Genomic DNA, 15,183 nt, shown 5'->3' with positions numbered 1-15,183 from the left:
CCGCGACTCGCCGCCGCGCCTCATAATCGCGTGACCCACGGGCTCAAGCCGCGCGCGGAGCGCGATAACCCAAGCGACGACGGTCTCAAGCAGCGCCAAGCGCGGTAGCCCAAAGGAAAAAGCTCTCAATCCATCAGTTGTTGCGACAGATAGACATAGTGACGCGCCCAGCGGCGGGCGTTGGCGACCGGGTCGGCGTCGTTGGAGTGACCGCCGGCCGTGTCCTCGTAATAGAGATGGTCGTGGCCCTGGTCGCCCAGGCGGGCGGCGAACTTGCGCGCATGACCGGGATGGACGCGGTCGTCCCGCGTGTTGGTGGTCAGATAGACGCGCGGATAGGTCACGTCGGGCCGCAGTTGCTGATAGGCGGAATATTTCGCGATCCAGGCGGCTTCTTCCGGGATGCGCGGGTCGCCGTATTCGCCGATCCACGAGGCGCCGGCCGGCAGCTCGTGATAGCGCAGCATGTCCACCAGCGGGCTCTCGATCACCGCCGCATTGAACAGTTCGGGATGCTGGGTGATCGACACGCTGGTCAGAACCCCGCCGTTCGAGCGGCCGTAGATGCCCAGGCGACGCGGGCTGGTGACGCCGCGCTGTTCTAGGTCGCGCGCCACGGCGGCGAAGTCGTCGAAGGCCTTCTGGCGGTTTCCGTCCAGCGCCGCCTGGTGCCAGTCCGGCCCGAACTCGCCGCCGCCGCGGATGTTGGCCTGGACGAAGACCCCGCCCCGCTCCAGCCACAGCTTGCCCATCTCGGGCTTGTAGGCCGGGTTCAGGCTGACCTGGAATCCACCGTAGCCCAGCATGATGGTCGGGTTCGACCCGTCCAGCTTCATGTCGCGCGGCCGGGTGATGAAATAGGGAATTTTCGTCCCGTCGGTCGATGTGGCCTCGTATTGCTCGGTCACGTCGCGCGATGCGTCGAACTTGGCCGGGGCCGACTTCAGCGTGGTCAGGGTCGCGGCGCCCGCATCGGCCAAGCTTAGGGTCGGCGGAACCAGGAAACCCTGAGTCGAGACGAAGACCTCGCCGCGCGACTTGGACGAGTCGCCCAGGCCGACAGCGAGGTTATCGGGCACGGCGATGTCCGTCCGTGGCCAGCCCCACTCGCCACGATCATGGAAAACTGCCGCACGGCCGCGAACATTGTCGGTGTAGGACACCACGACGCGATCGGAGAGGACGCGGACGTCAGCCACGGCCTGACGCGCCTCCGGCCGGAAGATCACATCGGACGCATTGGTGAAGACGAAGTCTCCCGTGGCCGTCGCCGGATGCAGCACATCCAAAACCTCGGCCAAAAGGTCGCCGGCCTTGCGATCTTTGCCACGTCGCGACCAGGCTTCTTCGGCCGTAAAGACCAGCTTGCCGTTCAGCACCCCGTGGACGGAAACACGGGCGGGCAGTTCGAGGCGCACAGGCCGACCATCCACCAACTGCCACGTCTCGGACCGGAAGGTGTCCAACGGACGCGTGATGATCACTGCGGTGACCTTACCGTCCTGGTCGCGATAGACGGCGGGGCTGACGCCGTAGCCGCCGTCGCCCTGTTCGCCGCGATAGACCTCGACCGCCTGGGCCAGTGCCTGGCCGCGCTTCAACGTCTTGACGATGAAGGGGTAGCCGGACTCGGTCATGGTCCCCGCGCCGAAATCGGTGGCGACCAGAAGCGTGTCGCGGTCCAGCCATTCGATGCGGTGTTTGCCTTCGGGCAGGCTGAAGCCGCTGTCCACGAACCGCTTGGTGGTCAGGTCGAACTCGCGCACGACCACGGCGTCCTTGCCGCCGTCGGACAGGTTGATCAGGCAGCGGGTTTCGTCCGGCGCCAGGCAGTCGGCGCCCTTGAACACCCAGTCCTTGCCCTCGGCCTTGGACAGGGCGTCGATGTCCAGCAACGTCTCCCACTGGGGCGTCGCGGTGCGGTAGCTGTCCAGCGTCGTGCGGCGCCAGACGCCCTTGGGATTGGTCGCGTCCTGCCAGAAGTTGCCGACCCCGTCGCCCAGGAAGCTGGGCGTGGGGATGCGGTCGGTGGCGGTCAGTATGGCTTCGGCCTCGGCCCGGAAGGTCTCGTAGCGCGGGTCGCCGGTCAGTACGGCGAGGGACTTGCGGTTCTCCTCGGCGACGAAGGCCATGGCCTGCGCCCCATCCACCTGCTCCAGCGCCAGATGGTCGTCGGCGGCTGCGACGCCTGCCGGGGTCAGGTCGCGGGGGAAGTGCGGCGGGGGCGCCCGCTCGGCTGTCGATGCCTGGACTGTTGCGGTCTGAGAAAGCACGGGCGTCGCGCCCAACAGAAGCGCCGGGATGGCGGCGGACAGGATCAGGTGGCGCATGGCTAGAACTCCGCAAATCTGATCCTCCCCCGCATAGCGGGGGAGGGGGACCGCCGCAGGCGGTGGAGGGGGCGGAACCAGACAGGGTGCATGGGGTCGCCCCCTCCACCACTTCGTGGTCCCCCTCCCCCGTTCGCAAGCGCTCACGGGGGAGGATTGAGTTCTATTCCTGCGCCGGCGTGTCCATCAGGCGGCGCGACAGATAGGTGTATTCCAGCGCCAGGCGGCGCGCGGTCTCGCGCAGGTTCGCCCCGGCCGCATGGCCGCCATCGACGTTCTCGTAGAACAGCACCGGATAGCCCAGCTCCTCAAGACGCGCCGCCGCCTTGCGGGCATGGCCCGGATGGACGCGGTCGTCCTTGGTCGAGGTGTGGATGAAGACTTCCGGATAGGGCTGGCCGGCGCGCAGGTTCTGATACGGCGAATATTGCTCGATCCAGGCGCGCTGCTCGGGGATGTCCGGGTTGCCGTATTCGCCGATCCACGAGGCGCCGGCCAGCAGCTTGTGGAAGCGCAGCATGTCGAACAGCGGCACCTGGATGACGGCCGCGTTGATCAGGTCCGGCCGCTGGGTCAGCATCGCCCCCATGAACAGGCCGCCTTGCGAGCCGCCCATGATGCCCAGCTTGGGCTGGCTGGTGATGTCGCGGGCGATCAGGTCCAGGGCCACGGCCTGGAAGTCCTCGTGCGCGCGCTGGCGGTTCTGCTGCAGGGCCGCCTCGTGCCAGCGGGGGCCGAACTCGCCGCCGCCGCGCGTATTGGCGATGACGTAGACCCCGCCGCGCTCAAGCCACAGCTTGCCGACCGTCGCCGAATAGCCCGGCAGCAGCGAGCTTTCGAACCCACCGTAGCCGTAGAGCAATGTGGGGTTCGAGCCGTCCAGCGGCATGTCCGCCTTATGAACCACGAAATAGGGGATCATCGTGCCGTCGGCCGAGCGGGCCTCGTGCTGGTCCACCGTCATGCCGCCGGCGTCGAACTTGGCCGGCATGGACTTGACCTGATCGACCGCGCCGGTCGCCGCATCGGCCAGCCACAGGCTGGACGGGTTCAGATAGCCGGTGACGCTGACGAAGACCTTGTCGTCCTTCTCGGAGGCCGAGCCGATGCCGACCGAGACGTTCTGCGGCAGGTCCAGGGTCGTGTGCGCCCACTCCCCGTCACCCGGCGTATAGACCCGCACCGAGCCGCGCACATTGTCATACAGGGCCACGACCAGACGGTTGCGCGTGACGTTGACGCCCTCGATCGCCTGACGCTCGGTCGGGCGCAGCACCAGCTGGGCCGGGGTCGCCTGGTCGGCCAGCCAGGCCTCCAGCGGCCAGGCGATCAGGTCGCCGGTCTTGAAATCCTGGCCCGACGGCGCGGTCCAGTCCTGTTTCAGCGACACCAACAGCCGCCCGTCCACCAGGCCGGTGATGTCGGACTTGGCCGGCAGCTGAAGCTGGGTCAGGGCGCCGTCGTCGGTCAGCCGCCAGGTCTCGGACGAATAGAAGTCCACCGAACGGTTGATCAGGGTCGCCTTCACCACCCCGTCGGCGTCGCGCAGCGTATAGCCGGACACCGAGACGTCCGTCGGCTTGCCCGTGAACAGGGTCTCGGCCTGATCCAGGCCCTGACCGCGCTTCAGGCGCTTGACCACCATCGGATAGCCTGAGTCGGTCAGGGTGCCGGGACCGAAGTCGCGCGAGATCAACAGGGTGTCCTGATCGATCCACGACGCGCCGCCCTTGGATTCCGGCAGGACGATGCCGCCCTCGACGAACTTGCGCTCGACGCTGTCGAACTCGCGCAGGGTCACCGCGTCCTTGCCGCCGTTCGACAGGCTGAGCAGGCAATAGCGTTCCTCGGGCGCCAGGCAGGTCGCGCCCTTGTAGACCCAGTTCTGGCCCTCTGCCGCCGCCAGGGCGTCGATGTCCAGGATGGTCTGCCATTCCGGCGTCGCGGTGCGATAGCTGTCCAGCGTGGTCCGGCGCCAGACGCCGCGCACGTGCTGGGCGTCCTGCCAGAAGTTGTCGACATGGCCGTCGTGGGTGAAGCCGGGCGAGGGGATGCGGTCCTGGGCCTGGACGATCTCAAGCGCCTGCTGGTGCAACGGCTCGTAGCGGGCGTCGCCCTGCAGCACGGCGAAGGTGCGGTCGTTGTGGGCCTTGACCCATTCCATCGCCCGCTCGCCCTCGACCTCCTCCAGCCACAGATAGGGGTCGGTCGCGTCGCTGGTCGCGAAAGCGCCGGAAGCGGGGGCGGGAGAAGCTGAAGGAGTCTGGGCCATGGATACCGAGGTCAGGCTGGTGGAGGCGAGAAGGGCCGCGAGCGCGACGGCGGAAGAGCGGATCATGGACAGTCCCCGGAAAACGAAGCCGGCACCTTAGCGACGCCTTCCCGCGCGGCAAGTCGAGGGACCTTACCGTTTTGTCACACCGGCCACCCTTTCGGCTCAGCCTTCGTCGGGAATGCAGAGCAGGTTTCCACAGGCCTTGCAGTGGACGGCGTCCGGGTCGTGCGTCTGGAGGCCGCAACGCTCGCACGGATAGCGGACCTTGTGCGGCTTGATCAGGGCCTGGGCCAGACGCAGGAACAGGGTGATGCCCACCAGCATGATGGCGATGGACAACAGCTTGCCCAGCGATCCGGGCAGGGTCACGTCGCCGAACCCGGTCGTCGTCAGGGTCGCCACGGTGAAATACATGGCGTCGATATAGCCCGCGATCCCGTCATGCCCCAGGAAGGTCGCATAGACGAAACCCGTCGTGACGAAGACGAAGGTGACCAGGCTGGACAGGGCGCGCACGATGCCCTCGACCCGGGTGTCGTCGAACTTGGCCCCGATGGTGCGCCAGAAGAAGTCCGAGTTCAGCAGGGTCCAAAGGCGCAGCATCCGCAGGAAGCCCAGGTTGAACAGCCAGGCGGGGAACAGCAGCGTCGCCAGGATGAACAGGTCCAGCCAGACGATGGGCCGCTTCAGCCAGTCCCTGATGTCCGAATAGGCATAGGCCCGCGCCGCCAGGTCGGCCGCCAGGGTCGCCGCCACCAGATAGTCCAGCGCATAGAAGGCCCATCCCATATTCTTCAGGATCGGCGAGGCCAGGAAGAAGGCGATGATGGCGAAGTCCACCGCGATCACCATCAGTCGGAACTTCACCGCCGCCGGCTGGCTGCCGTGATAGAGATAACGCAACCGCGCCTTCAGCCGCAGGCCGTCGTCCTTGGGGTCGGTTTCGGTATGGGACACGCTGGTTTCCGGGACGCAGGGATGCGCCTATATGGCCTGCATGACCCGTCCTTTCGTCAAGATGAACGGCGCCGGCAATGACTTCGTCGTCGTCAATGCGCTGGAACAGCCGTTCGCTCCCCGCGAAGATCAGATTCGCGCGCTGGGCGACCGTGAAACGGGCGAAGGGTTCGACCAGCTGATCGCCATCGAACCCTCCGCGACGGCCGACGCCTTCATGCGGGTGTGGAACGCCGATGGGTCGATGGTCGAGACCTGCGGCAACGCCCTGCGCTGCGTCGGCTGGCTGTTGATGCAGGCCAATGGCGGGGATCGCGTCGTCATCGATACGGCGGGCGGCCCGACCACCGCGAGCCGCGCCGGCGACCACCGCGTGACCGTGGACATGGGAAAGCCCCGGCTGGACTGGACCCAGGTACCGTTGGCCGAGGAGATGGACACGCGCGGGATCGAGCTTCAGGTCGGGCCGATCGACGCGCCGATCCTGCACACGCCCGGCGCCGTCTCCATGGGCAATCCGCACGTGGTCTTCTTCACCGACCGCCAGGACGACGGCTTCGTCACCGGATCCGGCTCGCTGATCGAGCATCACCCCCTGTTTCCGCAAGGGGTCAATGTCGGTTTCGCCAATGTGCTGGACCGCGACCACATCCGCCTGCGGGTCTGGGAGCGGGGGGCCGGCCTGACGAAGGCCTGCGGCACCGGCGCCTGCGCCGCCCTGGTCGCGACGGCCCGGCGCGGCCTGACCGACCGCAAGGCGACCGTGGTCGTGGACGGCGGCGAGATGGTCATCGACTGGGATGCGCAGACCGATCATGTGCTGATGACCGGGCCCGTGGAAATCGAGCGCCCGGGCCTGCTGTCGATCTAAAAACAGGCCGTTTGCGGAAAACCGCACGCGACTGTTCCGTCGGGTCACCTTTTTCGCACAGAGCCGGCGACGGCTGCGGGTTTGACGGCCTTCGCGTCCCGAAACTGTGGGATAAGGCGCGATAGCCCGTCTGCGGTTGTCCCTTACCGTCCGCCGCTTTAGGAACAGACGAGCCAATCAGAAACGACGCGCCCGGAAACGCCCAAAGTCATGCCCGATCAAACCGAAAAACAGACCTTCTCCGACCAAGAGGCCCTGGATTTCCACCGCATCCCCACGCCGGGAAAGATTTCCATGGCGCCGACCAAGCCGATGGCGACGCAGCGCGACCTGTCGCTGGCCTATTCGCCGGGCGTGGCCGTGCCGGTCCTGGCCATCGCCGCCGATGCGGACAAGGCCTACGACTACACCTCGAAGGGCAATCTGGTCGCCGTGATCTCGAACGGCACCGCCATCCTGGGCCTGGGCAATCTGGGCCACATGGCCTCCAAGCCGGTGATGGAAGGCAAGTCGGTCCTGTTCAAGCGGTTCGCCGACGTCGACAGCTTCGACGTCGAGGTGAAGACCACCGATCCGGACGAGTTCATCACCGTCGTCAAGAACATCGGCGACACCTGGGGCGGCATCAATCTGGAGGACATCAAGTCCCCGGAATGTTTCGTCATCGAAAGCGAGCTTCAGGACCTGCTGGACATCCCCGTCTTCCATGACGACCAGCACGGCACGGCCATCATCTCGACCGCCGGCCTGATCAACGCCTGCCACGTGGCGGGCAAGAAGCTGGACGAGGTCAAGGTCGTGCTGGCGGGCGCCGGCGCGGCGGGCCTGTCGTCCATCGCCCTGATGAAGGCCGCCGGCGTCAAGGCCGAGAACACCGTCATCTGCGACCGCGACGGCGTCGTCTATCAGGGCCGCGAACACGGCATGGACCAGTGGAAGGCCGCCCACGCGACCGACACCCCGCTGCGCACTTTGGCCGAGGCCATGGTCGGCGCCGACGTGGTGCTGGGCCTGTCGGCCAAGGGCGCGATCACCAAGGAGATGGTGGCGTCGATGGCCCCGAACCCGATCATCTTCGCCATGGCCAACCCCGATCCAGAGATCACGCCCGAGGACGTCCAGTCGGTGCGTTCGGACGCCATCATCGCCACGGGCCGCTCGGACTATGTGAACCAGGTCAACAACGTCCTGGCCTTCCCCTATCTGTTCCGGGGCGCCCTGGACGTGCGGGCGCGCCGCGTGAACCACGAGATGAAGATCGCCTGCGCCCAGGCCCTGGCGGCGCTTGCGCGCGAGGACGTGCCGGACGAGGTCGCCGCCGCCTATCGCGGGCGCAAGCTGAAGTTCGGTCCGGACTACATCATTCCGACGCCGTTCGATCCGCGCCTGATCTGGTACATCCCGCCCTTCATCGCCCAGGCGGCGATGGATACCGGCGTGGCCCGCGTCCAGATCGAGGACATGGACGCCTATCGCAACGCCCTGCGTTCGCGCGTCGATCCGTCCGCCGCCCTGATGCAGAAGATCAGCTCGGCCGTGCGCGGCGGGCCCAACAAGCGCGTCGTCTTCGCCGAGGGCGAGGAGCCGGCCGTCATCCGCGCCGCCTGGGGCTTCAAACAGGCCGACCTGGGCACGCCGCTTCTGGTCGGGCGCGAAGATCTGATCCGTCAGAACGCCGCCGAGGCGGGTCTGAACTTCGACGAACTGGGCATCGAGATCATCAACGCCCGCGTCTCGGACCACAATGTCGAGGACACCGACTGGCTGTACGAAAAGCTGCAGCGCCGGGGCTATCTGCGCCGCGACGTGCAGCGGATGATCAACCAGGACCGCAACTATTTCGCCGCCACCCTGGTCGCCAAGGGCCGGGCCGACGCCATGGTCGCGGGCGTGACCCGCAACTTCAACATGGCGCTGAAGGAGGTCCAGCGCGTGCTGGACGTCGAGGACACCCTGATCGGCCTGTCGATCCTTCTGGCCAAGGGCCGGACCCTGTTCGTCGCCGATACCACCATCCACGAACTGCCCAACGCCGAGGAACTGGCCGACATCGCCGTCAAGGCGGCCGAGACGGTGCGCAGGCTGGGCCGCAATCCGCGCGTGGCCTTCCTGTCCTATTCCACCTTCGGCAACCCGCCCGGCGACCGCGCCGAAAAGGTGCGCGAGGCGATCCGCATCCTGGACAAGAAGGGCGTCGATTTCGAATACGAGGGCGAAATGCCGCCCGAAGTCGCCCTGGATCCCAAGGGTCACTCGGCCTACGCCTTCAACCGCCTGACCAAACCCGCCAACATCCTGGTCATGCCCGCCATCCATTCGGCCGCCATCTCGACCAAACTGGTCCAGGCCCTGGGCGGCGCGACCGTGATCGGCCCGCTGCTGGTCGGGCTGGAGAAGCCGGTTCAGATCGTGTCCCTGGGCGCCTCGGTCAGCGAGATCATCACGGCCGCCACCTTCGCCGCCTATGACGCCGGTCCCGCCTTTCAGGGGTCGGGCCTGACCTCGGCGCCGCGCCCGCCGGCGGCCGTGGTCGAGCGTTGAGCGAACTTTCGCCCTTTCCACCCGCCGCCCCTCCGCCCCGGCGGGTTGAATCGGGCCTGTATCTGGTCGCCACCCCGATCGGGAACCTGCGCGACATTACGCTGAGGGCGCTGGACGTGCTGGCCGCCGCCGACCTGGTGCTGGCCGAGGACACCCGCGTCACCGCCAAACTGCTGGCGGCCTATGGGCTGAAAGCCAGGCTGGAACGCTGCGACGACCACGCGTCCGGGCGTGCCGCCGAACAGGCCATCGAACGCCTGCGCGAGGGCCAGGTCGTGGCCCTGGTTTCGGACGCGGGCACGCCCCTGGTCAGCGATCCCGGCTTCGTCGTCGCCCGTGCGGTGATCGCCGAAGGTTTGCCTGTCCACCCGATCCCCGGCCCGTCCAGCCTGCTGGCGGCCCTGTGCATCGCCGGCCTGCCCGCCGACCGGGTGCTGTTCGCCGGCTTCCTGCCGCCTAAGACGGCGGGTCGCACCGCCGCGCTGGAGGCGCTGAAGGGCCAGCGCCAGACCCTGGTCTTCTTCGAAAGCGGGCCGCGCCTGAAGGACAGCCTGACCGACATGGCCGCCGTGTTGGGGCCGCGCCCCGCCGCCGTCGCCCGCGAGCTGACCAAACTCTATGAAGAGTGCGTGCGCGGGACGCTGGACGAGTTGTCGGTCGATCCGCGCTTGGACGCTCCCAAGGGCGAGATCGTCGTGGTCGTCGGCCCCGGCGAAGAGGTTCAGGCGACCGAAGCCGACGCGGACGCCGCCCTGATCGACGCCCTGCAGACCCTGTCCACCGGCGACGCCGCCTCGGAGGTCGCCAAGGCCCTGGGGCTGAACCGCAAGACCCTCTATCGCCGCGCGCTGGAGCTGAAGGGCAAGTGAACCCGCGTTTGCCTCGGCCCGCGCCGGTCCGTCGCCCCAAGGCGGCGTGGCGTCAGGCGAAGGGCGGGGCGGCGTTCAAGGCCGGTCACGCCGCCGAATGGATCGCGGCGCTTTGGCTGATGCTGCGCGGCTATCGGGTGCTGGGCTTTCGGCTCAAGAGCCGGGCTGGCGAGATCGATTTGCTGGTCTGTCGCGGCCGTGTGCTGGCCGTGGTCGAGGTCAAGCGCCGCGCGACGATGGAGGCGGCGATGCTGGCCCTGAAACCCGACCAGCACGACCGGCTGATCGCAGCGGGCGAGGCCATCCGGCGCAATCGGCCGGGCCTGCAACGTCTTGATTTGAGAATTGATATGGTGGCGCTGGCTCCCTGGCGCGTTCCACGTCATCTTCGCGGCGTCGAAAGGCGCTGACGAAGGGATCGCATGACGCGCGAGGAGGCCGAGGCCATCCTGACCGCGGCCGGTCAGGCCGAGGACGACGCCTTCCCCCTGCTGGAGGCTGCGATCGCCTGCGCCATCCACGACCAGCCCTTGCGCGATCCCGAGCCTGTGCGCGCCCTCGCCCGCAACGCCTGCGCGCGGTTGAAGGAACGGATCGGCGGCGAAGGCCCCGACGAGGCCCTGTCCGAGACCCTGTGCGCGGACCTTCGGCTGAACGGCGACCTGATCCATTTCGATCATCCCGGAAACACCGACATCATCGCGGTGGCCGAGCGGCGGCGCGGCCTGTCCGCCGCCCTGGCCGTCTTCTACCTGCATGCGGCACGGGAGGCCGGGATCACGGCGGCGGGCGTGGACTTCCCCGGCCATTTCATGATCCGTGTGGAGACGCCGGAAGGGCCGGTGGCTCTGGACCCGTTCAGCCAGGGGCGACTGATCCTGCCCAGCGAACTGACCCGCCGCGCCCTGCGTGCGGGGCTGATGCCGCATGTCGCGGATCGGCTGGATATCCTGATGGCGCCGGTGACGGATCGCCAATCCCTGATCCGGCTGCAGAACGTGCTGTTCAGCCGCGCCATTCGCGGCCGGGACTATGAGGCCGCCGAACGCTCCGCCCTGCGCCGCGCCCTTCTGGACCCCGAAGACCACCGGCCCTGGCTCGACGTCGCCTCAGCGCGCGAGAAACAGGGGGCGCTGGCCGGCTCGCTGCAGGCCTTGTCGCGCGCCCACGGTCTGGACGGGGTCGAGGAGGCGCGGCGGTTCACGACGTTCGAACGCGTACGGATGCAGTTGAACTAGACGACCGCCTCGCCACGCAGCAGGCGGGGCAGGTCGCCCGTCGCGCCGCCGGCCTCCTGCATGAAGGCGCGGCGCAACGGCCCGATCCGGTTGACCGCCGCCATTCCGAGGTCCCGCGCCAGACGCACCGGCGCGATGTCGTTGGAAAACAGCCGCACGAAGGCGTCGAAGCCTGCCGCCAGGGCCGCATTGTCGAACCGGCGCCAACGGGCGTAGCGTTCCAGCACCGTCTCGGCGCCCAGGTCTTCGCCCAGGCGCGCAGCCTCAGCCAGCACCTGGGCCAGGGCGGCGGCGTCCTTCAGCCCCATGTTCAGCCCCTGACCCGCAACGGGGTGAACCCCGTGCGCGGCGTCTCCGATCAGGGCGATGCGCGGGGCGACCAGTTTCTCGGCCAGGCTGAGCGCCAGCGGATAGACGAAACGCGGCCCCTCGACCGTCGCGCTTGATTGCTCAGGCGTGGCCAGAAACTCTCCGAACCGGCGCATCAGATGGGCGTGGAAGGCCTCATCCGACGCGTCGCGCAGGGCCTCGCCCCGCCGCGTCGTCTCGGTCCAGACCAGGCTGGCGCGCTGATCCGTCAGGGGCAGGATGGCGAAGGGGCCGCTGGGCAGGAAATATTCGTGGGCGATATTGCCGTGGTCGCGGCCCAGCCGGACCGTGGCTACGACCCCGCTCTGACCATAGCCCCAGCCGACGGTCTCGATCCCGGCGGCGCGGCGCACGGTCGAGCCCCGGCCCTCGGCGCCGACGACCAGCGGCGTGATCAGCGTCGATCCGTCGGCCAGGATCACTGTCGCCTTGCCCGCATCGGTCTCGACCCTGGCGACGGTCGCCGGCGCACGCACCTCGATCCCCGCGCGCGTGACGGCCTCGGCTAAAGCGACGCGGATGCGGCGGTTCTCGACCATATATCCCAGCGGCTCGCCCCCGGTGCGCCCGCCGATCTCGTCGGCGTCGAAACGGAGGAAGGCCGGCGAGGCCTTGCGGCTGGCCGCGCCGGGCCGCCTGCCGTCCGTCACCAGAATATGGTCCATCCGACAGGCGTGGGGACGCAAGGTCTCTCCCAGACCCAGGGCGTCCAGCATGCGGAAGGTGGAAAAGGCCACGGCCGTCGAACGCCCGTCGAACGTCGGCGCCATCTGGGCGCTGAACGGCTGCGGATCGACCATGACGACCTTCAGCCCGCCCTGCGCCGCCGCCAGGGCGAAAGCCGCCCCGGTCAGCCCCGCGCCGGCGATGACGATGTCGTAGCGTTCGGTGTCGGCCATGACAGGCTTGTCGCCCCGTCGAGGCCAAAGGTCCAGTGGGCGGATTGTCCGCCCCAAGGCCAAGCTGGTAAACAGCCCCTTAACCCTGGGGATGCGAGAAGGGGGTGAGTATCCTTTCGTCGTCAGGGTTCGCCCTCCCATGTCCACCGCCCTCGCCATCAGCCGTCAGGCCTGGATCAGCGCCCGCATCCTGTGGGACGCGCCCTTTGTGGTGCGGTTCAGGGGGGTGTTGCAGGCCCTCCTGGCGACCCTGCTGCTGGTCGCTCTGGTGTCGTGGAATCCGGCGGATGCCAGTCTGAATGCGGCCTCCAGCCTGCCGACCACCAACTGGCTGGGGGCGAACGGCGCCCTGTTCGCCGATCTGTTCATGCAGTCGCTGGGCCTCGCCGCCTGGCCCGCCGCCCTGTTGCTGGTCGCCTTCGGCCTGGCCCGCGCCGTGGGCGATGCGATCCAGCAAAGGCTCAAGCCCTCGCCGTTGAAAGCCTTCGCCGCGACCGGCGGGGTGCTGCTGCTCTCCAGCGCCCTGGCGGCGCTGGCCGCGCCTGCCGCCTGGCCCCTGGCGGCCGGTCTCGGCGGTCTGTGGGGCGATGCGGTCACGGGTCTGGCGGCGCGCGGGATCGGCGCCCTGCATATTCCCGGCGGACGGATCATCGCCGGCGTCATCTTCCTGATCGCGGGGCTGTGGCTGGTCGGTTTCGCCATCGGTCTGCGCGCCATGGACTTCATCGACGCCCTGCATTGGGGCAAGTCTCTGCGCCCGGCCGCCGCTCCCCGCGCTGCGGCCCAGCCTGCCCGCGAAAAGGCGCCGGCCAAGGCCCGCACGCCCCGCGCTGCGCCCCCGCCCGAGGAGGCTTCGCAAGCCGCCCCCGCAGATGCGCCGCAGACCGCCTATGACGACCTGCCGCCTTGGGAGGACGACGCGGTTCAACCCGCGCCGCGCCCGTCGGCCGCCCGCCCGGTCGAGCCCCGCGTCGCCGCGGTCAAGGCGCCCAAGGCTCGCAAGGACGACGTGGACCAGCAGGCCTTCGACTTCGTGCGGCCCGAGGGCGATTTCGACCTGCCGCCGCTGGGCATACTGACCAAGCCCCCCCAGCGCGTGGGTGCGGTCGACGAGGATTCGCTGAAGCAGAACGCCAAGATGCTGGAAGGCGTGCTTCAGGAGTTCGGGGTGCGTGGCGTGATCGACCAGATCCGCCCCGGCCCGGTCGTCACCCTGTACGAACTGGTCCCCGCGCCGGGCGTGAAACACGGCCGCGTTGTCGCCCTGGCCGACGACATCGCCCGGTCGATGTCGGCTCGCGCCTGCCGCATCAGCGTGGTTCAGGGCCGCAACGCCATCGGCATCGAACTGCCCAACGCCAAGCGCGAGACCGTCTATCTGCGCGACCTGCTGTCCAGCGCCGAATACGACAAGAAGGGCCACCTGCTGCCCTTGGCCCTGGGCGAAACCATCGGCGGCGAACCCTATGTCGCCGACCTGGCGCGCATGCCCCACCTGCTGATCGCGGGCACCACCGGCTCGGGCAAGTCGGTGGGGGTCAACGCCATGATCCTGTCGATCCTGTATCGCCACAGCCCGGCCGAATGCCGCTTCATCATGATCGACCCCAAGATGCTGGAGCTGTCGGTCTATGACGGCATCCCGCACCTGCTGGCGCCGGTCGTCACCGATCCGAAAAAGGCCGTCGTCGCCCTGAAATGGACGGTGCGCGAGATGGAGGACCGTTATCGCCGCATGTCCAAGCTGGGCGTGCGCAACATCGCCTCCTACAACGAGCGCGCCCGCGAAGCTCAAGCGAAAGGCGAGCATTTCGAACGCACGGTCCAGACCGGTTTCGACGACCAGGGCCGCCCGGTTTACGAGTCCGAGAAGATCCGTCCCGAGCCCCTGCCCTTCCTGGTCGTGGTCATGGACGAGATGGCCGACCTGATGCTGGTCGCCGGCAAGGACGTCGAAGGCGCCGTCCAGCGCCTGGCACAGATGGCCCGCGCCGCCGGCATTCACCTGATCATGGCGACCCAACGCCCGTCGGTCGACGTCATCACCGGCACCATCAAGGCCAACTTCCCGACCCGGATTTCCTTCCAGGTCACGTCCAAGATCGACAGCCGCACCATTTTGGGCGAACAGGGCGGCGAACAGCTGCTGGGCCAGGGCGACATGCTCTACATGGCCGGCGGCGGTCGCATCACCCGCCTGCACGGCCCGTTCGTCGACGACAAGGAGGTCGAGGACGTCTGCAAACACCTGAAGGCCCAGGCCGAGCCCGACTATCTGGACCTGATCACCGACGAACCGGACGGCGACGGGGACGGCGCTGTGGATGAGGGCGGCGGCGGATCCGGCGACGACCTCTATGACCGCGCGGTCGCCGTCGTCACCCGCGACCGCAAGGCCTCGACCTCCTATGTCCAGCGCCGGCTCCAGATCGGCTACAACCGCGCCGCCTCCCTGATCGAGCGGATGGAGCAGGAAGGCGTGGTCAGCCCCGCCAACCACGCCGGCAAGCGCGACGTCCTGGCCGGTCCGCCGCCAATGGTGTGAAAATACCCCGTCTCCTCCCTGCTTTGCGGGGAGGTGGCGCGGCGCGCCTTCGCGCCGTGACGGAGGGGCTCTTCACCGCATCACAGTCGCCCGTGGGACTTCAAGAGCCCCTCCACCACGCTGCGCGCGGTCCCCCTCCCCATCGAGATGGGGAGGAGACGACATGCAACCGTCCTCCCCAATGTCCGTTCTCCACCCCGCTATCTCTCCCAAGCTTCAGCATTTCGATGAACAGGGCTTCATCGCAGCGCCGGAATATGGTCAGGCTCGCGTCATTCCGACGCCAAGC

The 15,183-nt window shown here is 68.1% G+C and carries 10 protein-coding genes; 6 read left to right on the top strand and 4 right to left on the bottom strand.

What is annotated here, in order from left to right; all coding sequences use genetic code 11:
- Positions 1 to 125: 125 nt before the first annotated feature.
- From ACP693_RS01910 to ACP693_RS01900, 3 genes are all read right to left on the bottom strand, one after another.
- Positions 126 to 2,330: a prolyl oligopeptidase family serine peptidase gene (locus ACP693_RS01910; RefSeq protein ID WP_426019353.1), complete on the bottom strand. Its 2,205-nt coding sequence runs from the start codon at positions 2,328 to 2,330 to the stop codon at positions 126 to 128.
- A gap of 163 nt (positions 2,331 to 2,493) precedes the next feature.
- Positions 2,494 to 4,668, bottom strand: a complete 2,175-nt coding sequence (locus ACP693_RS01905; protein WP_426019356.1) for a prolyl oligopeptidase family serine peptidase — start codon at positions 4,666 to 4,668, stop codon at positions 2,494 to 2,496.
- A gap of 99 nt (positions 4,669 to 4,767) precedes the next feature.
- Complete coding sequence (locus tag ACP693_RS01900) at positions 4,768 to 5,562, bottom strand: potassium channel family protein (protein ID WP_426019359.1); 795 nt, start codon at positions 5,560 to 5,562, stop codon at positions 4,768 to 4,770.
- A gap of 40 nt (positions 5,563 to 5,602) precedes the next feature.
- Here ACP693_RS01900 and dapF point away from each other — a divergent pair, with 40 nt between their 5' ends.
- From dapF to ACP693_RS01875, 5 genes are all read left to right on the top strand, one after another.
- Complete coding sequence (gene dapF / locus ACP693_RS01895) at positions 5,603 to 6,433, top strand: diaminopimelate epimerase (RefSeq protein ID WP_426019362.1); 831 nt, start codon at positions 5,603 to 5,605, stop codon at positions 6,431 to 6,433.
- A 210-nt stretch (positions 6,434 to 6,643) separates the two neighbouring features.
- Entirely contained in the window at positions 6,644 to 8,974 is a 2,331-nt protein-coding gene (locus tag ACP693_RS01890) for an NADP-dependent malic enzyme (protein ID WP_426019364.1), read from the top strand.
- Positions 8,971 to 9,843, top strand: a complete 873-nt coding sequence (gene rsmI / locus ACP693_RS01885; protein WP_426019367.1) for a 16S rRNA (cytidine(1402)-2'-O)-methyltransferase — start codon at positions 8,971 to 8,973, stop codon at positions 9,841 to 9,843. Before ACP693_RS01890 ends, rsmI begins: the two co-directional genes overlap by 4 nt.
- Positions 9,840 to 10,253: a YraN family protein gene (locus tag ACP693_RS01880; protein ID WP_426019370.1), complete on the top strand. Its 414-nt coding sequence runs from the start codon at positions 9,840 to 9,842 to the stop codon at positions 10,251 to 10,253. Before rsmI ends, ACP693_RS01880 begins: the two co-directional genes overlap by 4 nt.
- Before the next feature lie 12 nt (positions 10,254 to 10,265).
- Entirely contained in the window at positions 10,266 to 11,081 is an 816-nt protein-coding gene (locus ACP693_RS01875; RefSeq protein WP_426019372.1) for a SirB1 family protein, read from the top strand.
- On the opposite strand, the gene ACP693_RS01870 is transcribed toward ACP693_RS01875, so the two are convergent.
- Complete coding sequence (locus ACP693_RS01870; RefSeq protein WP_426019374.1) at positions 11,078 to 12,349, bottom strand: UbiH/UbiF/VisC/COQ6 family ubiquinone biosynthesis hydroxylase; 1,272 nt, start codon at positions 12,347 to 12,349, stop codon at positions 11,078 to 11,080. The genes ACP693_RS01875 and ACP693_RS01870 overlap by 4 nt on opposite strands.
- A gap of 139 nt (positions 12,350 to 12,488) precedes the next feature.
- Here ACP693_RS01870 and ACP693_RS01865 point away from each other — a divergent pair, with 139 nt between their 5' ends.
- Complete coding sequence (locus ACP693_RS01865; RefSeq protein WP_426019377.1) at positions 12,489 to 14,894, top strand: DNA translocase FtsK 4TM domain-containing protein; 2,406 nt, start codon at positions 12,489 to 12,491, stop codon at positions 14,892 to 14,894.
- Positions 14,895 to 15,183: the final 289 nt, after the last annotated feature.

This window comes from Brevundimonas sp. TWP1-3, from assembly GCF_049896085.1.
GTDB lineage: Bacteria > Pseudomonadota > Alphaproteobacteria > Caulobacterales > Caulobacteraceae > Brevundimonas.
This window is presented reverse-complemented; position numbering and strand designations above follow the sequence as displayed.